17 protein-coding genes, 1 tRNA gene and 1 pseudogene are annotated in these 24054 nt (G+C 63.9%); 12 read left to right on the top strand and 7 right to left on the bottom strand.

What is annotated here, in order from left to right:
• Positions 1–151: 151 nt before the first annotated feature.
• Positions 152–652 (top strand): MarR family winged helix-turn-helix transcriptional regulator, encoded by a 501-nt coding sequence (locus ABEB12_RS09560; RefSeq protein ID WP_345702690.1) that lies wholly within the window; start codon positions 152–154, stop codon positions 650–652.
• On the opposite strand, the gene ABEB12_RS09565 is transcribed toward ABEB12_RS09560, so the two are convergent.
• Positions 645–1991: an amino acid permease gene (locus tag ABEB12_RS09565; RefSeq protein WP_185066624.1), complete on the bottom strand. Its 1347-nt coding sequence runs from the start codon at positions 1989–1991 to the stop codon at positions 645–647. The genes ABEB12_RS09560 and ABEB12_RS09565 overlap by 8 nt on opposite strands.
• A 239-nt stretch (positions 1992–2230) precedes the next feature.
• Positions 2231–2602 carry a hypothetical protein gene (locus ABEB12_RS09570; RefSeq protein WP_345702691.1) on the bottom strand — a complete coding sequence of 124 codons (372 nt, stop codon included), beginning with the start codon at positions 2600–2602 and terminating at the stop codon, positions 2231–2233.
• 230 nt (positions 2603–2832) lie between these two features.
• Here ABEB12_RS09570 and ABEB12_RS09575 point away from each other — a divergent pair, with 230 nt between their 5' ends.
• The 5 genes from ABEB12_RS09575 (at position 2833) to ABEB12_RS09595 (ending at position 10514) form a co-directional block, all read left to right on the top strand.
• Positions 2833–3777, top strand: a complete 945-nt coding sequence (locus ABEB12_RS09575) for a right-handed parallel beta-helix repeat-containing protein (protein WP_185066622.1) — start codon at positions 2833–2835, stop codon at positions 3775–3777.
• A gap of 173 nt (positions 3778–3950) precedes the next feature.
• Positions 3951–4706 carry a DUF2637 domain-containing protein gene (locus ABEB12_RS09580; RefSeq protein WP_185066621.1) on the top strand — a complete coding sequence of 252 codons (756 nt, stop codon included), beginning with the start codon at positions 3951–3953 and terminating at the stop codon, positions 4704–4706.
• Positions 4707–6715: 2009 nt separating this feature from the next.
• The gene (locus ABEB12_RS09585; RefSeq protein WP_185066620.1) at positions 6716–8113 is read left to right on the top strand and encodes a 3'-5' exonuclease; all 1398 of its coding nucleotides are present in this window, start codon (positions 6716–6718) and stop codon (positions 8111–8113) included.
• Positions 8110–8778, top strand: a complete 669-nt coding sequence (locus ABEB12_RS09590) for a DarT ssDNA thymidine ADP-ribosyltransferase family protein (RefSeq protein WP_185066619.1) — start codon at positions 8110–8112, stop codon at positions 8776–8778. Before ABEB12_RS09585 ends, ABEB12_RS09590 begins: the two co-directional genes overlap by 4 nt.
• Positions 8779–8825: 47 nt before the next feature.
• Complete coding sequence (locus ABEB12_RS09595) at positions 8826–10514, top strand: ADP-ribosylglycohydrolase family protein (protein ID WP_345702733.1); 1689 nt, start codon at positions 8826–8828, stop codon at positions 10512–10514.
• A 113-nt stretch (positions 10515–10627) separates the two neighbouring features.
• Here ABEB12_RS09595 and ABEB12_RS09600 read toward each other — a convergent pair whose 3' ends face one another.
• Entirely contained in the window at positions 10628–11287 is a 660-nt protein-coding gene (locus tag ABEB12_RS09600; protein ID WP_185066617.1) for a hypothetical protein, read from the bottom strand.
• Positions 11288–11596: 309 nt separating this feature from the next.
• On the opposite strand from ABEB12_RS09600, the gene ABEB12_RS09605 reads away from it, so the two are divergent.
• Positions 11597–12712, top strand: coding sequence for an IS630 family transposase (locus tag ABEB12_RS09605; protein WP_185066616.1), 1116 nt, complete (start codon positions 11597–11599; stop codon positions 12710–12712).
• Between the two features lie 31 nt (positions 12713–12743).
• On the opposite strand, the gene ABEB12_RS09610 is transcribed toward ABEB12_RS09605, so the two are convergent.
• From ABEB12_RS09610 to ABEB12_RS09620, 3 genes are all read right to left on the bottom strand, one after another.
• The gene (locus ABEB12_RS09610) at positions 12744–13559 is read right to left on the bottom strand and encodes a protein kinase family protein (protein WP_185066615.1); all 816 of its coding nucleotides are present in this window, start codon (positions 13557–13559) and stop codon (positions 12744–12746) included.
• 208 nt (positions 13560–13767) lie between these two features.
• Entirely contained in the window at positions 13768–14910 is a 1143-nt protein-coding gene (locus tag ABEB12_RS09615) for a radical SAM protein (protein ID WP_185066614.1), read from the bottom strand.
• A gap of 103 nt (positions 14911–15013) precedes the next feature.
• The gene (locus ABEB12_RS09620) at positions 15014–15343 is read right to left on the bottom strand and encodes a hypothetical protein (RefSeq protein ID WP_185066613.1); all 330 of its coding nucleotides are present in this window, start codon (positions 15341–15343) and stop codon (positions 15014–15016) included.
• Positions 15344–16063: 720 nt separating this feature from the next.
• On the opposite strand from ABEB12_RS09620, the gene ABEB12_RS09625 reads away from it, so the two are divergent.
• The 5 genes and pseudogenes from ABEB12_RS09625 to ABEB12_RS42075 form a co-directional block, all read left to right on the top strand.
• The gene (locus ABEB12_RS09625; RefSeq protein ID WP_185066612.1) at positions 16064–17407 is read left to right on the top strand and encodes an XRE family transcriptional regulator; all 1344 of its coding nucleotides are present in this window, start codon (positions 16064–16066) and stop codon (positions 17405–17407) included.
• A 20-nt stretch (positions 17408–17427) separates the two neighbouring features.
• Positions 17428–17961 carry a GNAT family N-acetyltransferase gene (locus ABEB12_RS09630; protein ID WP_345702734.1) on the top strand — a complete coding sequence of 178 codons (534 nt, stop codon included), beginning with the start codon at positions 17428–17430 and terminating at the stop codon, positions 17959–17961.
• A 451-nt stretch (positions 17962–18412) separates the two neighbouring features.
• On the top strand, positions 18413–18961 hold the full coding sequence (locus ABEB12_RS09635; protein ID WP_185066610.1) for a hypothetical protein: 549 nt from the start codon (positions 18413–18415) through the stop codon (positions 18959–18961).
• Between the two features lie 45 nt (positions 18962–19006).
• The gene (locus ABEB12_RS09640) at positions 19007–20308 is read left to right on the top strand and encodes a replication-relaxation family protein (protein ID WP_345702692.1); all 1302 of its coding nucleotides are present in this window, start codon (positions 19007–19009) and stop codon (positions 20306–20308) included.
• A 1859-nt stretch (positions 20309–22167) separates the two neighbouring features.
• Positions 22168–23040: pseudogene (locus ABEB12_RS42075) on the top strand (recombinase family protein); the annotation flags it as partial.
• An 833-nt stretch (positions 23041–23873) separates the two neighbouring features.
• On the opposite strand, the gene ABEB12_RS09650 reads toward ABEB12_RS42075, so the two are convergent.
• Positions 23874–23947 (bottom strand) — tRNA-Leu (locus ABEB12_RS09650).
• Positions 23948–24054: the final 107 nt, after the last annotated feature.

Consider the following 24054-nt stretch of genomic DNA (forward strand, 5'->3'; position numbering starts at 1 on the left):
GAATGGGTGACGGAAACGCCGGGGTCAGATTTTATGATCAGCCCGCTGTGGGTGAGCAATATTCCCACCCGAACCGTTACGCACTCGCGTCTTCCACGCGGTTCGGTAACCTGGAGTGACAGTCGCGTACCGAGCGTGGTTGAGTTGTTAGGTGCATGACAGCCTGCCGCCGCCGCCCGAGTTGCTGGCCGCGCCGGGGTACCTGGTGCGCCGCCTGCACCAGGCGTACGTCGCCGCCTGGGTGCGGTTGATCGACCCGATGCTGACCGGGCCGCAGTTCGCCGTGCTGACCGCCGTGCACGCCTATCCGGGGGTGGAGCAGGGCAGCCTGGCCGAGGCGGTGGCGCTGGACCGCTCGACCATGGCCAGCGTCGCCCGCCGGCTGGAGCAACGCCGGCTGATCACCCGGGACACCCCGGTCGAGGACGGGCGCAAGCGGCTGCTCCACCTGACCGAGGCCGGCGAGGTCACCCTGCGGGAGACCAGCCACAAGGTCCGGCGGCTGGAGGAGCGGCTGCTGGCCGGCTACGACGCGGAACGACGCGCCGCCCTGCTGGCCGGGCTGATCACCCTCGGACAACGCTGGGAGGGCCTGGCCGAGCCGCACGCCCGACCAGACCCTCCCGACCAACCCCCCGGAGTGCCTACTTGAAGTGGTGCCCGACGCCGTGCCGGCGGATGTCCGCCACCCGCTTCCGGGCGCCGAACCAGCCGATCACCAGCAGCACCGCGATCGCCGGGATGCACATCACCACGATCTTGCCAGTCTCCCCGTTGAACCAGGTCATCACCAGCACCAGGCCGAGGAACGCCAGGGTGGCGATGTTGGTGTATGGCGCGAAGGGCAGCCGGAACGCGGGCCGGCGAACCCGGCCGGCCTTGCTGGCCCGCCAGAACGCCCAGTGCGCCACCATGATCATCGACCACATGCCGATGATGCCCACGGCGGACAGCTCGGTGGTGACCTCGAACGCCTCGTGCGGCAGCAGCAGGTTGAGGAACACGCCGGCCAGGTAGAGCAGGCCGGTGAGCAGCACCCCGGCGTAGGGCACGCCGTGCTTGCTCATGCGGCCCAGGAAGTTCGGCGCGGAACCGTTGAACGCCAGCGAGCGCAGCACCCGGCCGGTGGTGTAGAGGCCGGAGTTCACGCTGGACAGCGCGGCGGTGATCACCACGATGGTCATGATGCCGGCGGCGGCCGGCACACCCAGCTTGTCCAGCACGGTGACGAACGGGCTCTCCCCGGACTTGTACATCGAGGACGGCAGCAGCATGGTCAGCAGCAGCACCGAGCCGATGTAGAACACCGCGATCCGCCAACCCACCGAGTTGGCCGCCTTGGGGATCACCTTCTTCGGGTTGTCGGTCTCGCCGGCCGCGACGCCGATCATCTCGACGCCGGCGTAGGCGAACACCACGCCCTGCAGGATCATCAGCAGCGCCAGGAAGCCGAACGGGAACAAGCCGCCGTTGTCGAAGATCATCTGTGGCCCGGTCTCCTGACCGGGGACGATCTCCTTGCGGGTCACCAGGGTGACGATGGCGATCACCATGAATGCCACCAGGGTGAGCACCTTGATCGCGGCGAACCAGAATTCCAGCTCACCGAATATCTTCACCGACAACAGGTTGACCACCAGCACGAACGCGAGAGCGATGAGTGCCGGGATCCACTGCGGAACGTCCGGGAAGAAGAACTTGGAGTAGAGGGCGGCGGCGGTTACGTCCCCCATACCGCTGCAGGCCCAGTTCAGGAAGTACATCCAGCCCGCGAAGTATGCGGCCTTCTCCCCGATGAACTCCCTGGAGTAGGAGACAAATGACCCCGAGCTGGGGCGGTACATCACCATTTCGGCCAGCGCCCGAACGATGATGAAGGCGAACACGCCGGCCACCGCGTAGCCCACCATCAGGGCCGGACCGGCCGAGTGCAGCCGGCCACCGGCGCCCAGGAACAGGCCGCTGCCGATCGCGCCGCCGATGGCGATCATTTGGACCTGGCGATTACCTAATGCTTTGTGGTAACCCTGGTCCTCGAATACCGCAATGTCTGTGCGTGACTCGTACTGTTCGGTTTCGCCGGTTGACCGCGCGTGCGGATTCACCGCATTCCCCCATTTCGCTTGAGTGATATCTGCCACTCAGCCTTGATGGGGAAGGAGCCTAGTGTCGTTCGCCGAAGGTTTCAGCGCGCTTGATCGAGATTTAACGAGACTATTCTGAGGAATTCTCAGTCGTCATCGTCGCCGCCTTCGTCCTCGTCATCGCCGCTGTCCACCCACTTGATGCCCTGGAAGCTCGGCACGTTCTTGGTCTCGCCGGCGCCGATGGTCTCGAAGTCGCTGCCCTGGTCGCACTTGGGCGTGCTGTACAGCTCGATGTCCGCGTTGGTCCTGTTCTTCACCGGGCCGCTGGCGTTCGGCAGCGCGATGCAGAAGTTGTTGCCGGCGGCGGAGCTGGTGCGCGGCTTACCGTCCGAGGCGGTGTAGGTGAAGCTGCCGCTCGCGGCGGAGGCAAGGGGAGCGAACGGCGACAGCGACAGCGTGACGACCAGGGCACCGGCGGCCACGGCCGCACCGGAAACCATCGTTGTGATCCGCACCGTGGCGAGCCCTCTCTGATCCGGGGAGCATCGTGATCGACGGGACTATACCGTCACCCGGCTGGGCGACTACGCCGGCCGTCCGGTGCGTTGGAACACCGGTTAAACGCTCTCAGCCGGCGCAGGGCACAATCCGAGCGGTTTGGGTCGGATGTTGCGTCAGGGAAACGAGTACCAACTTGTCTCGATCAGCGGGTGAGGCGGCGGGGCGTCGCCGGGGTTTGGGGGCGGTGGCCGCGGTCGCGGCGTTGCTGCTGCTCGCCGGATGTGGCACGGCGCCGCCGGTGGTAGCCCCGACCGGCCCGCCGCAGCCGGTGACGGCGACCGCTGCCGACGGGCGCGGCGCGATCCGCCCGGCGCCCGCGCCGTCCGGCTGCACCAAGACCGTCACCGACCCGTTCGGCATGCCGGCCGCGCTGGCCAACGCGGTGCCGGGGGACAAGATCTGCCTGGTCGGCGACCTCAGTGACCGGCGCCTGGAGCTGCGCACGTCGGGCACCCCGAAGCAGCCGATCCAGGTGGTCGGGGACGGCCGCACGCTGGTCAAGGGCATCACGCTGGAGGGCAGCTACCTGTCCGTGTCGAACATCAACGCGGTGAACCCGGAGGCGCCGGGCATCTCGCTGATGGGCAGCCACCTCACCGTGGAGAACAGCACGTCGATCGAGCCGAGGGCGAACGACGGCGACGGCCTACGGTTCTGGGGCAGCGACATCACCATCCGGCACAACACGATCCGCAACACCCGCAACATCAAGGCCCACGCCGACTGCATGCAGACCTTCGCCACCGACACCGAGCACAAGTCCAGCCAGCGGATCATCATCGACGGCAACCGGTGTGAGGACATCGACAACACCTGCCTGATCGTCGAGGGCCCCAACAGCGAGGCCGGCGACGGCAGCGGCGTCGGCGCCACCACGGACATCCGGTGGACGAACAACTACTGCGAGAACCGGGCGGACCAGGCGCTGCAGATCGACGACGTGCAGCGGATGACGGTGACCGGGAACACCATCGCGGGCAAGGTGGACCACGCCTTCGCCTTCCAGAACAAGTGCGCCGGGATCAAGGTCAGCGGCAACAAGCTGAACCCGAGCATCCACTTCGAGGTCGGCATGGACGACAGCTCGGAGGAGGGCTACCAGGGCCCCGAGGTCGGCGGGGACCCGTGATCCGCGGATAAAACCGCAGGCCAGGCGGCCACACCCGGGTACAGTGTGGCTGCGCGAAGTGCCCCCGGGGCGACACGTACAGCATCGACACAAGACATCCGACCCGCTGAACTGCGGCTTTCCGCGACGTTCACGGTTGAGCGTCGTCGTCGGGCGGTCGCCGGTGGTGCGCGATGAGCGCCGGTGTCCGCCCAGAAGGCCGCGATCACGGGTTGTGGGTGCAGTGCGCGTGCACGCTGCTTGTCGCGGTCGGGGCCGCGTACGCGTCCTACCGGCATGGGCAGGCGTTCGCCTTGCGGTTCAGCGGGGACGCGACCACGGCGGCTATCTGGCCGCTGATCGTGGACGGTCTGTTGACCACGGCGACGGTAGAACTGTGGAAACCCGGCCGGGCTGGGCGGTGGCGCGCGTGGTTGGCCTTCTTGGTCGGAGTGGGGCTCTCGCTGTGCGCGAACATTGCCTCAGCTCCGGAGCTGAGCGCGTTCGCCATCGCGGTAGCCGCGTGCCCGCCGCTGGCGTTGTTGCTTGCAGTCGAGCTGCTGAACCGTGCGCTCAAACGCCACCGCGCCGAGACTCTGCACGGCGAGACCAAGGCTGACCAAGCCGAGACGGCCGAACCGGCGGGCGAGACCGACACCCTTGCCGAGACCAGTAACGAGACGGGCCGCGTCGTGTCGCTCTCGGCCGGTCTCGCGCGCCGGGAAACGACCGCTGAGCGGCGGATGTGGGACTACTACCAGGCTCAACGCGCTCAGGGCCGAACCCCGACCGGTGCTGAACTCGATCGGCTGGCCAAGACCAACAACTACGGCCGCCGAGTCCTTCGCCGCTGGCGCGCCGAAGGACGCCTAACGACTTCGATCCCGGGCGCCGCCATTCAGTCGCGCACGACACCGGCCGCTATTGCCCGCCTGGCCAGCCGTGTGTAACGTAAATCGTAACGAATTGAGCGATGAGGAGGGCTCTGTGATCTGCGCGGGGTGCGGGCTGGAGCTGCCGCATGGGACGGGGAGCCGGGGGCGGCCGGCCCGGTTCCACAATGGGACCTGCCGGCAGCGCGCGCACCGTGCCCGGACCGCTCGCCAGGGAGTCGAGGCGCTGGCCGCATTGGATGCCATCGAGGAGGTGGTCAGCGAGTTGCGCCGGGCGATACTGGCTGGACAACGGCCGTCGCCGGACGCCTCGGGTCGACTCGCGCGAGTCGCAAACAATCTCGCCGGGCGGCTCGGGGAGCCTGTTCAGGTCGCCACTCCCGCTGAACCGGTTGTCACGGAACTCGTCACGCTTCCGGGTGCGTCGTCCGCGCTGCCGCATGACTCCAGTGCGGCCCGGGAGTCCGACGAACCGGCCGCCGGCCGTCCCCGGCCGTTGCGCGTTGCTGTAACGGAAAACGTAACGGAATCATCGGACATCCGGGCACGTGTCACTTCGGCCCGGCGCCCGCCGCGCTCGACCAGGTCGGCGCCGTTGGACCTGGACACGGTGCGTCTCGAACGCAGTGCTGACCCCGGAGTCTGGCGGGTGCTCGCAGGCGATAGGGAGCGGCCGACCCTGGTCGGCTTCCTCGAACCCACGTTCTCTATCGGCGGCGTCAAGCGCTGGCTCCCCCGCACCGAACACAGGACCAGCGTCACTGACCGGCCCCTGGCTACCCGTAAGGCCGCGCTCCTGCGCCTGCTAGGCCACTACAAGCGTGCCGCCGGCCGCCAACGCCGGCCGCGAGAAGCTTGATCACCGATGCGGTTCGCGAGGAGGGACGGCGGAAACGAGCGACGAAAACGCCACCGATCCGGCCGTGGTGATCCTCGTACGATGGCGATAGGAGGCGTACGCGGCCCCAACCTCGATCGCCCTTTACCCGACGGCGGGCAGCCAGGCGTTCCGAAGGGCGCCTAGGGACTGCGATGCCGGTTCGCAGGGAACTGGTTGGGTGATCTCACAATCCGTGCGACCGGCAACAACGCGGCCACGGTGCAGAGCCCCTCCATCGGGCTTGCGGAGAAAATCTGCGCCGGCAGGGTAGAAATTCTCCGCACCGGGGGCAGCCGGGTGTATATGGCTATGTAGGATTTGCGTGTACACACGGGCGCTCCGCGCACGCACGGCAAGAACTGAAACTGATCGTCGTCCTTCCGCCAGTTGGTAGGAGGGACGCCACCGGGTAGCAGCTCGGCTCCGGCAAAAGAACGAGCCACTACCCGGCAGCGGGCGGCATCACATCAGTGACGCCACGGCCAGATCTTGAACAAGATCTCGGCCGTTACCGCGGCTAGGAACCGCAGGACCGCGGCAGTGATGACAGATGGATTGATCCATCCGTCACTGTCGCGGTTTTGCTTTTGACCTCCTTCTTGAGTCGACACAGCACCTCCTCTCACAGCCCCATCTCGCGCAGAACATCTGCGAGATCGCGACCCGAGGCGAGCCCCCGGCGTCGTGCACCAACGCCGGATGAATCACCGTCGTGTGATTCGGGGCGAAGAAGAGCGTAGAGGATGGCGCCGACGACATCGCTGTCTGGCACAGGTCCCGATCAGGAAGCCCAGCTAGCGCGACCGCGTCCCGAGTCTGGAGCGCCAACTCCTAACCAGGGCTACGTCTGAACTCGGAGCCTCCGACCGGGACTCTCGGGGTACGAGTTGCTCCATGCGGGTGGTCCACCGCCGAAAGGCGGTGTCAACCTGTCACGTCCCAGCCACGATAGGTAGCCAACCGTGTTGATCCTTGTCATGTGCGGACGGAGAAGCATATGGATGGCGGGAGTTGGCGGTCACGGGGCTGTGTACGGGCACAAGAGCGTCGTGACTGATGCCGGTCTCTAGCGGCGAGAGTCAATTCAGGCTGGGCCAAGCGGGCGCTATGCGCCTGACTAGGCGTGCCTCCGCTCACCACATTTGTTTGCAGCGAGTACGGGCTTGAAGAACTGACAGGAGACGGCATGCGGATTCTGCCATCCGTGCCACCAACCGCTGAGCAACTTACTATTCTTGCCGATAACCGGCCGGGTTTTCTTTTGATCAAGGGCTCGGCAGGGAGTGGTAAGACTACGACAGCACTGCTGCGGTTACGTCAGCTTTGTGAATCATGGCTCTCGCGACGAGACCGGCTCGGGCTAACCGAACCGGTTCGAACCCTAGTGCTAACTTACAATCGAACCCTAGAGGGATATATAGCTGAGCTTGCCCGGGAGCAAGTTGCAGGCCGCGTTGGCCTGCAACTCCGGGTGAGCACTTTTAGTAAGTGGTCCCGTCGAATGATGGGCGAACTGGCCGTTATTGACAATTCCGATGCTCGATGTATTCTTCGCCCTCTCGCGTCCAGGCTCCCGCTCGACCCAGAATTTACCATTGACGAGGTCAATTACCTGCTAGGTCGATTCTCGCCCGAAAACCTTGACAGCTATCTCACAACGAAGAGAGTCGGACGCGGAGTCAGCCCGCGAGTAGAGACGCCACTTCAATGTCGAATCCTGCAAGAAGTTGTGCGGCCTTATGCGGAAGAGAAGAAAAGGAATGGACTTCTAGATTGGAATGATGTTGCAATAGCGGCAGGTCGGATCGGTGTGGCAACAAGCTGGGATGTTGTCATAATAGATGAGGCGCAGGATTTCTCAGCGAATCAGATACGCTGCGTGATCAAGCACCTCGCCGATCCGTTCTCGCTGACGTGTGTGATGGATTCTACCCAACGGATTTACCCTCGCTATTTTACATGGAAAGAGGTAGGGCTTAGTCTGACGAAATCTCATACACTGAAACGCAACTATCGTAATACTCAAGAAATTGCGGCCTTTGCTAGGCCGCTGGTGGAGGACCTGCCTCCAGACGGAGACGGCGAGTTGCCGGACTTCAGTGCATGTTCCGCTCGAGGTCCGAAGCCCGTTGTAGTGGCTGGCCCTTACAGTGCTCAGATAAGTTACATCTTCGAACAGCTCATCGCAAAGGTTGACTTCACGTCCGAGTCGATAGCTTTTCTGCACCCCCGTGGTGGCAATTGGTTCTCATACTTGAGATCGACGCTGGCGCAGAATGGTATCGAGTTTTCCGAACTCACCCGGTCGAGTAAGTGGCCGACTGGTACTGAAGCTGTAGCGCTATCCACTCTGCATTCTGCGAAGGGTCTGGAGTTCGACCACGTCGTTCTTGCAGGGCTCAACCAAGAGGTTACGCCACATGGAGAGGGTCAGGGCGACGTCCACCTCGATACCTTGAGACGCCTCATAGCGATGGGAGTGGGCCGTGCACGAAAGACAGTCCTTCTCGGCTTTAAGCCTGACGATCCGTCAACGGTCCTGCGCCTACTAAAGCCCGGCACGTACGATCTGGTTGCGCTGTGAATGTGCAATCCGCGCGATCTACTGACCCGCAGCTAGCTGCCTATCTTGCTCAGAGAAATATCACAGAGGTCCTGCATTTTACAACGAATAAGGGATTGCTGGGAATATTCGCCTCGGGCGAAGTGCTCTCTCGTGATCGTCTCGAAGAAAATAAGTATATTGAACATATTCGGACCTTCAACTGTGCAGATCGACTGAAAGACGCCAACTGGACCGATTACGTCAATCTCTCGATCAGTCGCGTTAATGGAAGGATGCTCGGTGTCTCGGAGAATTGGCATGGAGAAGAAGAGCTGTGGTGGGTGGTCCTTTCGTTTGATGCGTCGTTGTTAGTGCGTCCGTCCATTTATTTCACGACGACTAACAATACATATACTGCCTGTGTTCGACGCGGCGTCGGCGTCGGGGGGCTCGCCGCGCTATTCGCACCTACGGTAGAATGGGGGTGGTATGGAAGCCGGATTGCTCGGCCGCCTGACTTGCCCACCTACTACACAACTGATCCTCAAGCTGAAGTTCTTTATCCACGAGCTGTACCCGTAACGTACCTTCGTAAGGTCTACGTGCGCGATCCGGAGAACATCGACTACGTCAGGAGTCTGCTGCCGCTCTTCAGCGCGGTGCCACACGTGCCCGTCGAACATCGCCCAGAGGTATTCCAGTGACCAACGCATCCCATGCACAGGCGCGCGCGCGGAGCGCGATCGGCTCGATGTTGTGGTCTGCGTGGGCAGATGCGCTCGGATTCATAAGCGAGCTGACCGACCAGCGGGGGTTGCGGCAGAGGCTCGGTGGCGAACCGATGCGAGCCCCGGTGACCTGGACCCGACGCGTCGGTGGCCGTTTTGGAGTACAGGCCAAACTTCCTGCTGGCTCCTACTCGGACGATACTCAACTTCGACTATCCACGTGCCGGGCAATTTCAGAGCACGGTTTCGACGTTGACGCATTCGCGCGAGTCGAGTTGGCTGTGTGGCCTGCTTACGCCCTCGGCGGCGGACGCGCCACAAAAACCGCAGCGGCCAACCTGGCAAAGTCGGGCACGTCGTGGTTCGCCAACTTCTATCCGGGGTGGGTCGAAGCTGGAGGAAACGGTGGAGCGATGCGTGTGCAGCCACACGTGTGGGCAGCTCCTCGACCTGCCACATTAGGCCCACACATTACTGACGTAATCGTGAACGTAGTCAGCACGCACGGTCACCCGCGGGCGCTTGTTGGTGCCGTTCTTCATGCGGTTGCGCTCGGAACCGCACTCGAAAGTGGAAATACGCCGGGTACCGGCCAATGGCAAACGCTGTTAGAGATGACGGAGCAGGCTGTCAACCTTATCGACGAACATCCGCAACTCTCTTCATTGTGGCGCCCATCGTGGGAGCAGGCTGTTGGCTACGGCTTCAATACCGCGTGGCACGAGATCGTTGATGAATGCCGCGAGATGCTCCCTGCGGCGATCGCGGTAGTTCGTGCGCTACAGCATGCCGAAAAGGAGCAGGATGCGTCGGCGCGAAATGAAGCATACAGCTCGTTCGTTTCTTCCTTAAGCCTCGCCGATCCCTCGGTTCGAGGAAGCGGCACGGCTACGGTTATCGCGTCGCTGGCCCTTGCAGCCGCTTATCCAGTTGACCCCGCAAGATGCTCGCTGGTTGCTGCGGAAGCAGTAGGGACTGACACCGATACGATCGCGACGATGGCAGCAGCTCTCGTCGGAGCTGTAACGGACGTGCCTGATCCAACGCCTTTACAAGATTCGCAGTACCTTGTTACAGAAGCGCGGAGACTCACGGGACTAGCATTCGGAGAGCCGGGAGCATCGCTCAATTATCCTGACCCTATCAACTGGGTGCCGCCTAGCAAACAACTTGACGCCGTGGGGATGGTTGATGGTGAACCCGCGCTAGCAGGCCTAGGCTGGCTACAGGCACTCGCTAATAGCGATCGATTGTCTGCGGGTTCTGCGGTCTGGCAATGGATGCGCAGCGACTTTGGTCCTACTTTTCTCCTGAAGCAACGCCCAGTTCTCCGTTTGCTCCCCGATAGCGCCCGACCTATGCGTCGCGGCAAGCGTAGTCATCGAGAATTGAATTTGCTTCCTGAAGTTGAACAGGTTTCCCAGGCGCGCGAGCATCGCCTTGCGGGAACGGAACGCACTGCTAGCAGTCGAAGTCCGAGACTGCCCGTGATCCCTGAGCCAAACGAACCGCCGATCGGTGAGAGGCGCCCCAGAACCGTCGATGTGGATCAGATGCTGGCGTGGGTCGCGCATAAAGGCTACTCAGATGAGGCCATCGGATATGCAGTTCGGCGGATTTTGGAACTGGGGAGCCTGGAACAGCTCATCGCTTTTGCTACCTCCCTGCGAGCTAGCGCCCGTCGCTCTCGTAGACCCAAGCCGAAGATATAACGCTCGCTATGCCTGGAAGCGGAGATCGCGTATGTGTGGGCGCGCCGAGGACGCCACGAAGCACGTTCAGAACTCGGTGGCGTAGGTCTTAGCGATAACAGCTCGAACCTCATCTACCACTGGTGTGGCATCGGGCTTTCGGGTTTCCACCACGGCTGCCGGACCCGTTTTGCGCGGTCGCCTTTCTCGGGACGTATCTCCCAGCGACGCCCCGAATTGTCGACCACCAGAAGCCACCTGACCCGCACTTGGACGCCGTTAGTCGGAGAGAGCTGCGCCGCGTCTGGAGGAGCAGCGTTGCTGATGTCGACTTCAAAAGGTGGTATCTCGACGGTTTCCTGAGGGGGCACGTCTATGTGATCGTGTACATTGCTTGGCGGCGCGGTGCCGGATACCTCGGACCAGATTCCTGGTCCTTTCGGGTATTGCGATTGTGTTTTATCTTCAATCAGCCAGCGTGTCTCGGCCTGCCACGCCACTTGTACTACCCGGATCGGGAGTTGGCTGGCATTGCGAATAGATCCAGAAATTTCACACTTCTTAATCATGGGTGCTTGCCAAGGCGCGCGTCGTTCGTACGAGACGCTTGCCCAGGCGCTAACCAAATCGACCTGTGCTCGGGCGGCGCTTATTCGATCACGTCCGAAGATCAGGACGGCTAGCACCAGTGACCCGAGGCCGATCCACGCCGGAAGGCTGCCCATGTCGATGTCGGATGAGTTCCAAACATCCGTCGCAAGGGCGGCAAGACTTGCAATCTCACGAGCATTCATAGTGCCTCGCCGATCTGCTATCAGAACGGCAACGAGTTTACTCAGGTCATGGGCGCTCCTTGTAGCTCGGCCCCGGTTTGGATGTCCCATGATTGGCGGTGCCCGAGCTGACGGCCCGCCAACGCAGGCGGCGAAGTTGATCACCGATGTGGTCCGCTAGTGCCGGGCGAGGGACGCGATCGAGTGGCTAGTGCGTTGACCACGAACGTTCACCGGGTTGGCGACACGCCGGGCAGCGTCCCGGGTGCGGGGTTGTGTTGATCCCACTCTCGATCCGACGTCAGGTCGGGACCGAGGGTGAGGGTCTGGATGGCAGAACCGGTCAGAGCGCGCAGGCTCACCGATGCGGAGGGTCAGCGGTTGACGCGGATCGTGCGTCGGGGCAAACACGGCTCGATCCGGGTCCGCCGAGCCATGATCATCATGGCGTCCGCGTCGGGCACCCCGGTTCCGGCGATCGCTCGGCTGGTCGCGGCGGATGAGGACACCGTCCGGGACGTGATCCACGCGTTCAACGAGCGGGGGTTGGCCGCGCTGGACCCTCGGTGGGCGGGAGGCCGTCCCCGCCTGATCAGTGATGAGGACATCGCGTTCATCGTCGCGACGGCCACTACCCGCCCGGGCAAGCTCGAGCGCCCGTTCACGCACTGGAGCGTGCGCAAGCTCGCCGCGTATCTGGCCGAGAACCCGGACCGGCCGGTGCGCATCCGTCGTGAGCGGCTGCGCCAGCTGCTGCGTGAGCATCGGGTGTCGTTCCAGCGAACGCGGACCTGGAAGGAGTCGCGCGACCCGGACAAGGACGCCAAGCTGGACCGGATCGAGGAGGTGACCAGCCGATTGGCGAACCGGTGCTTCGCGTTTGACCAGTTCGGGCCGCTGTCCATCCGGCCTTGCCACGGCGCCACCTGGGCGCCCGAGTCGCACCCGACCCGGCTGCCGGCGACCTATACGCGCACGCACGGCATCCGCTACTTCCACGGCTGCTACAGCCTTGGCGATGACCAGCTGTGGGGTGTGATCCGGCGCCGCAAAGGCGGCGATCACACCCTCGCCGCCTTGAAGTCCATCCGAGCAGCACGCCCGGACGGCGCACCGATCTACGTGCTCACGGACAACCTGTCGGCGAACAAGACTCCCGCGGTCCGGGCCTGGGCGGCCCGCAACAAAGTCGAGTTGTGCTTCACCCCGACCTACGCCTCTTGGGCCAACCCGATCGAGGCCCAGTTCGGGCCGCTGCGGACCTTCGTCATGGGCGCCTCGAACCACCCCAACCACACCGTCCTGGCCCGTGAACTACACGCCTACCTGCGCTGGCGCAACGCCAACGCCCGCCACCCCGACGTCCTGGCCGCGCAACGCCGTGAACGAGCCCGGGTTCGCAGTGAACGCCAGCAACGCTGGGGCCGACCCCGCATCGCCGCATGATCAAACCCGGCGAACGTATGTGGTCAACGCACTAGCGATGCAGGGCTTCACGGTGCCGTGCCCACGCGCGAGCGGCTGACGCCATGGTTGTTGCCCACGGGATCGGATGGTCGCGCTCGATCTCGTTCCACATGTTCGCGGTCGCGCGGGCGAACGCGGCGATATGGGCCGGGTCAGCGCTAGCGTAGTCGGGTAGCCGGGTGGCGATGGCTTCGGCGGCGGTGATGCTGTGGCCGTGGGCAATGAGTTTGATCAGCCAGCTCGCCGGGTCGGTCCAGGATTGTGCGGGGGTGGCCCATGCCCAATCGATCAGCCAGGCGCGTCCGCGGGAGATGATGATGTTGTCGGGCATCCAGTCGGTGTGGGTGAGCGTTTGCCCGGCTAGGGCCGCCGCGTCGGCGGGGTTGTCGACGTAGGTTCGCAAGCGGGTCTGGATGGGTTTCCACGGGCCAGGACCAGGCGGGATCTCGATGACGCTGAGGGCATGCATGAGTTCGACGGCCAGATCGATGTCGGGTGAGCCAGGCTGGTAGTGCGCTGACCGGCCGTCGATGTGCTCGAAGCCGAGAACGTTCCACCCGGCCTCGTCGAACTGCCACAGCAGTTCCGGGGAGATCCCTTTGACCAGGGGCGCGGCGGCGGCCTCACGGGCCTGAGTGATCACCATTCGGTGATCAGAGGGCAGTCCTTTGACGAACACTCTGCCGTCGAGGGTCTCCACGGTCGCGGCGAGCGGCGAGTTCTTCCCCTCGGTCACGGCAGTGCCCGAGATGATCGGCCCGGTCCGTGCGCTGATCGATTCGATGAGACAGCCGGGCAGGTCAGCCCACTGGATACGGTGCGCCAACGGTGATCCTTACTCGACAGGGCGGGCAGCCCGACGACCACGCCGGGCTGCCCGTAGCGGTCACTCGATCACTGGTAGGGGACATCACTGGACGAACTGCACGAGCACATCACCATGAGACGGTCGGTGTCGGCGACGAGTTCCACGGCGTCCGGGTCCAGCGTGGCAGGCTCCGGTGGGGCCGGGAGGATTTCGACGGCAACAGCGGTCATGATTCACCCCCTCTCGAACTGGCAGACAGCGGTCCACTGCCGTGCTGGCAGTAGGTTTCGAGCGGGGCCTTGGCCTGCCGGTAGAGGTTGGCCAGCGGCATACAGGTCCCGCAGGTCTTCTGCAGGGTGCAGCCCGTACACCCGCCGTGGCGGGTGGTGAGCCGGTCGCCGATCACAGCGAGCTTGCGGAGGCCTTCCACTCCCTCGTCGAGGAGGTTCACCTGCTCTTCGCGGCCGATCTTGCAGATGCTCGCCATCCCGTGGGGGTCGGCATGGAAGTGGGTGAGCCCGGCGTTGCATCCGGTGTAGGGGTCGTGCCTACGTAGCACTTCCCGCGCCTGGCTGGGCAGCACCTCACCAGTGCCGTGAATCGTCGGCGTGATGTTGGTGTACTCGAACGACGGGATGCCGTACCGGTCGGCTATCGCCGTCATCTCGTCGCGCTCGTGCGCGTTGTGCTTCGACAGCACGCAGTTGATCCGCATCGCGAGCCCGGCCTCATGGGCGGCCTCAAGCCCGCGCATGAACCTCTTGAACGCTCCCTTGCTCCGAGTCATCCCGTCGTAGGACTGCTCCGTCGCCCCGTAGAGGCTGAGCGTGAGCCGGTACGGCCGGTAGGTCCTCAGCAGGTCAAGGGTCTTCTCCTGGTGCAAGCGCGACCCGTTGGACGAGATCTGGATCATCATCCCCAGGTCGTACGCGTAGGCGAGCGTTTCCGCGAACAGGGAATCGATCAGCGGCTCGCCCCCGGTGAGCTGAAGCCACAGAACGCCGGCCTCAGCCATGATGTCCAGCAGCCGTTCACGGCCGGACCACTCCAGACCCGCGAACAGCTTCTCACCGAGATAACAGTGATCACAGTCGTAGTTGCAACCGAGGTTGAGTTCGTAGCTGGCGCGGGCGTAGCCGTACGGGGTATCCGGGCGCACCATGACCGTGTCCCCGACGTCCCTCCCGGTCACGTCCATTCCCCACTTGGCGCGGGCGGCAACGGTCAGCCAGCCTGGCACGGGGGCGGTGGACGCGGCGTCGCGCAGCTCGGCGTACTTGTTCACGCCGAGCTTGATCCCTCCTTCCTGGCCGGGACTGACCACCAGGTGGCCATCGGGGTAGGGGCTGGCGATGAGCTTGGGCCTCATCTTGGCACCTCCATATGTTCGCCTCCACACGCTCACTACCGGTGTTATTTCACGCTTGCAGGTCCAGCCCGAATTCGTCTATCGGACTGGTCGCCACGTTGTCTCAACCGCAATAATCGGGTGGCGCCACCCGCCACGTGCCGTACTCACACAGGACTTCAACCACGGAATGTGCCCTGCCGAGAACGCATTTCCCAATCTGCCACCACCTCATCGGCTCAGTGATATTCTCGTAGTAGTTCACTTCGTAGCCCTCTTCATTGAATCCGTCGTGAACGCGGACAACCCGCCGCTGGTTCGGGTCCTCGCCATGGCGAGCGAAGGCTCGAAACGTCGGGCCAGGGTCTGTTTCACGGTCCGGCCGCCACGACTTCACATCGCCCGGGATGTCGAGCGGCAAAAAGCATTCGCATTTAGAGATCACAACGGACACGGGAGCCCCCGCTCTATCCGTCGCTGCGCTTTCCATGCACGCCGAACCGACTTACATACCCACAACTCTCGACAGTCCGGCGCCATGCACCACCACTGCCCGCCGCAACGCTTAGGCTCGTGCAACCAAGTATGCGCCGCGACACCCACCAACCCATCCCGCTGAATCATGTAGGCGTACTGAGCATCAAGCGCCAGTTCCTCGACGGTAAGACGCCGATCCATCTCAGCCATCACCACATCATTGAGAAACCAGAACGCGACCGGCCGCACGAATATCTCGCTGGTCATCGCGCACCCGCCGAGATGCACGGAGCCGGGCGACCGCACCGCCTGCAACGCGCCCGTGGGCCATACCCGCACGACGCGGCCAGCCACCCGACCACATCACTCAAGCTGACCCAACCAAACGGCTCACTTAGGGGGACGCACTTCGCGGGTCGCACTTCCTCACTACTCAACGCGCCTGTCGCCCGTTTCATCTCGAAATCCGCACTCGGAGTGAGGGCATCAGCGCGCGGAGATTGATACCGGGTGACGGCCGGGTTTCCAACCACGGCACCGACCACCAACCGGGAGTTCACGTCAGTCCTCACGAAAGACGACGGTTGCAGAACCTTCCCGACCTCGGAATGACGCGGAGATGCCTTCTCGTGACTTCTTCTGACTCCTTACGATTGCGGGGTCGCGCCGGTCGTCCCAGGCGCCGTACGGTGAGCGAGTGACAGATGATCGCGAGAAGGCGCCGACGGGCACCGTGACTGAGTCCGGGACACCACGGACTCGTCTCGAACAGATCCTGTCGCAGCGGCACCTCACGGTTGATCAGTTCCGTGCACACTACGAACGCGCCGCCGGTGAGGTGCTCTCTGCGCGGCAGGCCTACCGGTGGGTGGCCGGCGCTTTGAAGAACATGCCTTACCCACGCGCGCAAGCCGTTCTTGAGCGCATGTTCGGGGAGCCCGCGACTCGGCTGCTCGGCCCTCCCTACGGTCATCCACCGCCGCCAGGCGCACGGATCATCGATGCGCGCCACCATGAGCAGCACAGATGGCAAGAGCAACTAATCGCAGTCGGAGCCGAACGAGCACGCGCGTTCCTGATCAAAGCGGAGGCCGTCAACGTGGGCAGCGAGTCCCTAGATCAACTCACGGATGATGTGCGGCGTCTGACCCGTGCCTACCCTCTGGAACCATTGGAGGTACTGCTCAGCGACATCGTCGAGACCCAAGCTCAGGCCTTTACGCTCCTTGAGGGCCGGCAGCGTCCCGAGCACACCCGTGATCTGTACTTGCTCGCTGGAGTCGTCTCCGGACTCATGGCGAAGGCGTCTCACGACCTGGGTTCTTCCCATGACGCCCTGACGCAGGCTCGAACGGCACATGTCTGTGCCGACCAAGCCGGACATGATGGCCTCCGTGCATGGACACGAGGCCTTCAGTCCATGATTTGCTACTGGGCCGGGCGACTCGACGAGGCAGTGCGCTATGCCGAGCAAGGCTCGACAATCGCCAGCCGTGGCCGGGGAACAAGCTCCGTGTGGTTGCTGGCCAATCGAGCACGCGCGTCCGCTGCCCTAGGCCGGATGGCCGATGCTCGGACCAGCATCGCGGAGGCCTCCGAATCACGCGAGCACGTGCAGCCAGACGAGATGGACGATCTTGGCGGGCTCTGCACCTTCGCCAGACCTCGCCAGCTCTACTACGCGGCGGACGCTCTCCGGTGGGGTGGAGTCGAGGACGCGGCGTCGACTGAACAACAAGCGCTTGAGGCTCTTGACGCCTACCAGAACGCTTCCGAGGACGAATACGCGTTTAGTGACGAAGCTGGCGCAAGGTGTGCACTCGCTGTAGCACGCATCGAACTCGCCGAGATTGATGGCGCTTTCGAAGCACTGGCACCCGTGCTCCAACTCCCCCCAGCCCGCAGAATCCATGGAATCGTTAGCTCCGTTAATTTCGTAAAGCAATCCCTCGGAACGCTCGATCACGATACACACCTTGTCGCCGAACTCAGTGATGCCACCCAAGAATTCGGCACTAACCGTCTGGCGCTCCCCAAGTGACCTCGACCTCACCCACTACCGTGAATCATCCCGTCCACCTCGAAGGTTCTCGGTCTCAGCTCCGCGAATTTCGAATGGACGATCTCGACGATACGCTAGCCGTGGTTGGGGACGATCGCGTCACGAAGTTCCTCTCCTTTCAGTCGAGGTCTCGCCAAGAGGCACATGAAATGCTCACCGGAGCAATCGAACGCGCAAAATCTCAGCCTCGTGTCGAATACTATCTCGCAATAGCACGCCTGCACGATGACCGGCTTGTCGGATTTACTAGGCTAGGCCTTACTGGCGTTCGGGCAGCGAAGCTGGGATACGCCGTCGCGGCGTCCCACTGGCGGAATGGCTACGCCATGGATGCAACGCGAACTATCCTCCGGTTCGCCTTTGAGAATCTTCAGTTGCACCGAATAACGGCAGCTATTGGCCCGGACAATGCGGCATCCATCGCGCTCATCGAAAATTTAGGATTCCAGTACGAAGGCCGCCTGCGAGATCATGTATTTACGAACCATGCTTGGCGCGATTCCCTGCTCTACTCACTTATCAGCCCTGACTAAAGACGATCGGTAAAGTTTCCTCGCCTCTAGCTCCAGGTCCGATACCCCCTTTGCCCTCCGGGGGAAGCAAAAGTGGGGGACTGATGTCTGGGTTGGTAGTACGGTCACGCCAGGATGTCAATATTCCCGCGTGCGCCGCCGCGCTAGTTTCCACGCACGCCTTCGACGCCTCCGACGGCTATCCCGTCGAAGGTGCGAGTTGGGCGGCCAGGTCGTCGGCCACTGCCTGATCACCCAAGCCGGACCCGGAGACGCCGCCGCCGTGATGTGGTTGGGGTCCGGCTAGAACGCTCTCCAAACGGTTCCCCTCGCATGGCCGGTTTCCGCTGGTTGGTGCTGCTTTGGTTGTGGGCGGCCGGTCTCCCGACATGCCCCAGAGGGCATCCATCGGCCGCGTTTTTTCGTGCGGGTTTTTCCGTTTGGCCCACGGGCCGGGGGTCGGCCTGCCAGCATGGGCGACATGATCCAAGAACAGACGCTTGAGGCGTTGAGCTGGGAAAAGGAAGAGTATGCCGATCCCTCGGAGGGCGTTTTGCGCTTGACGCTGGATGGCGAGATGGCGCGGTTGGACTGGCGGGAGCGCGGCGCCGGCGACCGGGCGTGTGCGTTCCAGGTGTCGGCGCGGTCGTTGTTGTTGGCGTTGGGCGCCGCATGGGAGGAAACCCGGCCGGCCGGCGGCAGGTCGGGCAAACCGGGCGCGAAGAAGTCAAGCCAGGAAGACGACGAGTCGCTGTTTCGGGACATCACGGGACGGTACGCGCGGAAGGGGAAGCCGTGGACCGCTGAGGAGGATGAGCGGTTGCGCGCGGTCTGGCGGGAGGGCGGCCGGGACATAGTCAGCATGGGCGAGGTGATGAGGCGATCCGGGCCGGCGGTGGCCGCGCGGTTGCGGCTGCTGGGTTATGACCCGTCGGAAGTGCCGGACCCGCTCGGAAGGGACTGGGACGGCGTGGAGTCGGTCAACGACGACGGCGGCGGCGCGGTGACCGGATCGCGGTGATCGGCATGGTGGCGGCTGTTGCTCGGGCGTTGCTCAGGTGTTGTCGTGGCGGCTGAGCGGGCACGGCGTGCGGATGGGGCGGCGGATGGTCCGGCGTTTGGGGCGGCGCCGGTTCGGCGTACTGGAGACGCCGCCCCAAACGCACCCGAAGATGCAGGTCACAACGGCAAAGTCCCTGGTCAACGCTCTGCGGCGGCCGACCCCGGCGGGGTCACGCGATCCCGACATACTAGGTATAGCCGTGGGCAGAGAGATTCAGAGAAGAGAAGTAGTTCAGACGTAGCTGGACCGCGCTCCGCGCGGACAGCCAGCCGTGCCCGGCCCCGTGCCCGTGCTGGCCCGGACGGGCGTGCCGGCGGGCGGGCGGGGGAGCCGGCCGGGGCGCTGCTGGCCCGGCTGACCGAGCGGGACCGGGCGCTGCTGGCGCTGCTGGAGACGCACCGCGTGCTCACCACCGATCAGATAGCGGCGTTGGAGTTCGGGTCTCTACGGCGCGCTCAGCACCGTATGGCGGAGCTGTACGAGCTGGGGGTCGTGTGGCGGTTCCGGTACCCGCTACTCGGCGGCGGTTCGCAACCGTGGCGCTACACCCTGGGCTACGCGGGCGCGCGGATGATGACGGCGACGCGCGGGGAGGACCCACCCTCACCGCGGACGCACCAGACGAGACTGGAGCGGCTCGCGGCCTCACCGAAGCTTGGGCACCTGCTGGGAGTGAACGACTTCTTCACCCAGCTCGCCAGCCACGCCCGCCGCGCCGCGTTGCGCGCACCCAACACCTGGCGCGGGGAAGGGCTGTGTCGGTGGCTGAGCGAACAACAGGTGTGCACGCACTACGAGAAGACGTTCCTTCGGAACCCGCACGGGGGATTCAACCAGCCAGGGTCCGGGCTACGCATGCGCCCGGACGGCTACGGATGCTGGCGGGCGCGCGGGATCGCACTGGCGTTCTACCTGGAGTACGACACCGGGACCGAGCCACTGTCACGGGTCGCGGAAAAGATCGAACGCTATGTCGGCCGAGATGACGCGGAGGCCGAGCTACTGGAAGGCGTGATCTTGTTCTCGCTGCACAGCACCCGCCGGGAGCAGGGGCTACGCGCGGAGCTGGCGCGCCTTCCACCAACGATCATGCCGATCGCGACCACCGCACGGGACTACGGCGACCCGGCCGGCCCGGCGGGGCCGGTGTGGCTCCTAGCGAATCCGCCACCCGGCGTCCATGTCGAGCGCTGCACACTGCTCCAACTCGCCCGTGTGATCGGCACCGAGCCGAGCGGCAAGCCCACTGTGCTCGAACGACGCCACCAGCAGACCCTTGAAAGGCTCGGCCTCGCAAACCCCTAAGCCTCCCGGCATGGGTGTCCACGTCGGACGACGGTGCATTGTGGGTGTACGAATGGGTAACCCTGTAGGTTAGTCGCGCCATAAACGGCGCGGCGTTAGGCGCGGCGTGAGCTGCGAATACGGCGGGCTGCGGGGGTGCCGTTGGGGGTGCCGCTCTAAGTGGCACCCCCAACGGCGGACCAGTGGCACCCCCAATGGCACCCCTAACGCTCGACTAACGCCGGACTAACACCGCCACGGCGTTAGTCCGGCGTTAGGTAACCACGCGTCGGAGGTCATGGGCCGAGGCTACCCGCAACCCCTCGGCGGGGGACGGAACCCTAGCCGGACAGGACGCGGCTCGTGACTCGCGTCAGAGCCAGACAGACGTCACGGCGTGACCGGCCGCCCAAGAAAACTGGGTCTGAGCTGGGAAAACAGCCACCAGGGCATCTTTCATCATCAACGGAATCAGCGGACGAAACGACGCGGGAAACGACGGACGAAACGCCGCCCGTATTGCATCATTATGAGAATTACGTTAGATTTGTTCCAGGTTTGTACCAGCGAGCGCACCCGCCATGTCGCGGTTTCTGTCCATGTCACCGATTGTCGCCCATGAGGTAACTAAGAGTTGCCGATAGATGGGATAGCGTTTGCAATCGCACACAATTCCCGACCATTTGTGGATAAGCTCGGATGGTTGTGGTAGCGGTGTCTGTGTGGCGGCTTCTGAGTCGCCCGGCGTACGCGTCGGCATCGCGTTTGATGTGGAGTACTGAGCACGGCCCGCCGCGTATGTCCGCGATGGCTTCGCCCGCATCCCCTCGCGGGGGCGCGGGCGGTGGATCCAGAGGGGGCTGGCTCTCATGCGCGAAGACCGACCGAACCACCCAGGACCGACCACTCGGTCCTGCCCGTCCGGCAGCGGCGTAGCCGAGCGAGGCGGGGCCGGGTGACACAGGATGCTGAGCCCTCATCTCCCGGCCTCCAGCCAGTCCGTAGACCGGCCCGCCGCGCGGACACCAGCAGCCCAGCCAGCCCGGCGACCCGACCGGAGCCCGGTCGCCCCGAACCCGGCCACCCGGAACCCGAACGGCCGGGCGCGCACCGCGCACCGCGGGAGCGCCGAGACCTCCGCACGCCACGCCGAGACCGGCAGCGAGACCGAGACCGGAGACGAGAATCCCGGCGAGCCAAGCAACCACATGTCTCGCGAGACACCCGAGACACACAATCTCGCGAGACGACTCGCGAGATTCTTCGGTCTCGCCCAAACAACGAGCCGCGAACCTCCACACAAACCGGCGCCGACCACTCTGGCAAATACCGCCCAATTGACACCGCGAACCTTATTCCCCGACCCCGACCGCCCGCCGAACCGGCCGCACATCTCACCGATCCGATACCCGCGATATCGCCGAATACTGGTGTTGACCAGGCCGAATGGTGCTATTATGAGACCCGGAAACGCGGTACCCAACGGCGCTACACCGGGCAAATCAACACGGTGAGCGGACCGGAAGGAGAGCGAGTGCGATCCGAACTCGCGGCGGTCACACGAGAGCTGTTGAAATGGGCACTCGAACACCGCGAAAAGGACGCCGGCCGGCGCGGTGAGCAGGAGGAGAACACACGTGACTGATCGGGGAATCGACCCGCCAGCACCAGAGGCCGGGAGTGCGTTCAAGCTGCCGCACGCACCGCTACGCCGCCCCGCCGGGCTGGTGTCCGCGCGGGTGCCAGTGTCCGGCCCATCAGGGCTATCGGACTATGAGGTCTCCCCGATGGGGCTGCCCGTCGAGCTGCGTCGTGGTGAGGTCCGAGTCGCGATCCTGAGCCGCTGCTCGACCGAGGACCAGCAAGACCCCCGGCAATCGATGATTCGCCAGGTCGGGAACTGCCGCAACGCCCTACCCGAGGCGTGGCTGGTGGTGGCGCACTTCTACGACGTGGAGTCAGGGCGGCTCGTGCTGGACCAGCGCGGGCAGGGCAGTGACTACGAACGGTTCGACATCCCCATCGCCCGCGACGGGGGTATCACGGACCTGCTGGCCGAAGCCGCGCGGCCGGACCGGCGGTTCGACGTGGTGATCTGCGAGAGCGTCTCCCGCGTCGCCCGGCGCACCTTCGAAAGCCTCTCCATTGAGCGTGAGCTGGAACAGGCCGGGGTGCCGCTGTTCGCGTCGAACGAGCCGATCACCCTGTCCGGGAGCTGGGCACAGCGAATCCTGCAACGACGGATCAATCAGACCGTCGCGGAATGGGAAGTGGCAAACACCCTCGAACAATCCTGGGGCGGATTGTGCACCCACGTACGCGATGGCTGGAACATCGGTAAACCCTGCTACGGCTACCGGGCAAAAACCTACCGGCACCCCAACCCAACAAAAGCCGCGAAAGGTCTGGTCAAGACCAGGCTGGAGCCCGACGACGCACGCGGGGAGACGGTCACGCAGATCGCGTTGTGGCGCTACTACGAAAAGATCGGATACGACACCATCGCGGATCGGCTCAACGCCGATCTCGACAAATACCCGCCACCTGAGCCGACTATCAAAGCCCGGGCACGGGGAGTGTGGGGGAAGACGAGCATCATGGAAATCCTGCAAAACCCCAAGTACACCGGCTACCAGGTGTTCAACCGCCGGGCTAGCCGCTCCGCGGGCGGCAAGGTGAACGACCCCGTCAAGTGGGTGTGGTCGCCCGAACCGGTCCACGAACCGCTCATCCCGAAGTGGATGTATGACGAGATCTCCGCCCGCAGATGGGCCAAACGCGGTTCGCGAGACAGCAGCGAACCCAACACCCACCCGGCGACCCAACGCACCTACCTGCTGCGCGGGATGCTGACGCATCAGTGCGGCCGGCGGATGGGCGGCACCATGCGCAACGGCCACACCTACTACCTGTGCTACCCAGCCGAAAACAACCGTGCCCGCCCCGACAAGTACGAGGGGCACCCCAAGACCGTCTACCTACGCGAGAGCGCGCTACTCGACGCGATCTCTCGGTTCTTCGCTGAGCGGGTGTTCGGCCCGTACCGCCAAGACCTCCTCACCGCGGACCTGGACACGCTCGACGACCGCGAGACCCGAGCCCGGCAAGCTGAACGGGCCCGGCTGCAAAAGCACATCGCGAAGATCACCCGGCAGCAAGATTCAGTGCTCACACAAGCTCAAGAAGGCGACCCGGACGAGCCATTCACCAAGGCTCTGCGGGAGCGCTACAACAACCTTGAAGCGGAGAAGACAACCGCGCTGGCCGTGATCGCCGAACTAGACGAGGCCGACCAAGCCGAACCTCAACGGCCCACCCAGGACGATGTGAACCTGCTCACCGCGCTGCCGCTCCTCGCACTCGACCTACGCCACGCGCCGGAACCACTGCTGCGCTGGCTGTTCGAGATCACCAAGCTCAACGTCCAACTCCACGACAACGACGAGGTGACGATCACCATCACTCTGCCAGTTGATCACCTACATGAGATCACCCACGCCGCAGAAAGGATCATCGAGGTGATACCATCCACACGCAAAACCCCAGGCCAGGAGGCCACCCACGGGAATAGTGTGGATGCTGTACGTGCCCCCGGTGGGACTCGAACCCACACTGAGGCCCTTTTAAGGGGCTTGCCTCTGCCGATTGGGCTACGGGGGCATCACGTAGAGCGTGCGTACTCGCCCATTAGTTTGTATAAAACCGCTCGAAGAGGTCAAATCGAGATAGATTGATAACGCTAAGTAAGCGACCGTCTCGAAGTTGTC

This window comes from Actinospineispora eucalypti, assembly GCF_039543365.1.
GTDB lineage: Bacteria > Actinomycetota > Actinomycetes > Mycobacteriales > Pseudonocardiaceae > Pseudonocardia > Pseudonocardia eucalypti.

Excerpts from the sequence above, each read along its gene's own strand:
- ABEB12_RS09565 (WP_185066624.1), bottom strand. The coding sequence starts at position 1,991 with ATGATCGCCATCGGCGGCGCGATCGGCAGCGGCCTGTTCCTGGGCGCC.
- ABEB12_RS09580 (WP_185066621.1), top strand. The coding sequence starts at position 3,951 with ATGAGCGCCGGTGTCCGCCCAGAAGGCCGCGATCACGGGTTGTGGGTG.
- ABEB12_RS09585 (WP_185066620.1), top strand. The coding sequence starts at position 6,716 with ATGCGGATTCTGCCATCCGTGCCACCAACCGCTGAGCAACTTACTATT.
- ABEB12_RS09595 (WP_345702733.1), top strand. The coding sequence starts at position 8,826 with ATGTTGTGGTCTGCGTGGGCAGATGCGCTCGGATTCATAAGCGAGCTG.
- ABEB12_RS09600 (WP_185066617.1), bottom strand. The coding sequence starts at position 11,287 with ATGAATGCTCGTGAGATTGCAAGTCTTGCCGCCCTTGCGACGGATGTT.
- ABEB12_RS09605 (WP_185066616.1), top strand. The coding sequence starts at position 11,597 with ATGGCAGAACCGGTCAGAGCGCGCAGGCTCACCGATGCGGAGGGTCAG.
- ABEB12_RS09615 (WP_185066614.1), bottom strand. The coding sequence starts at position 14,910 with ATGAGGCCCAAGCTCATCGCCAGCCCCTACCCCGATGGCCACCTGGTG.
- ABEB12_RS09635 (WP_185066610.1), top strand. The coding sequence starts at position 18,413 with ATGGGCGACATGATCCAAGAACAGACGCTTGAGGCGTTGAGCTGGGAA.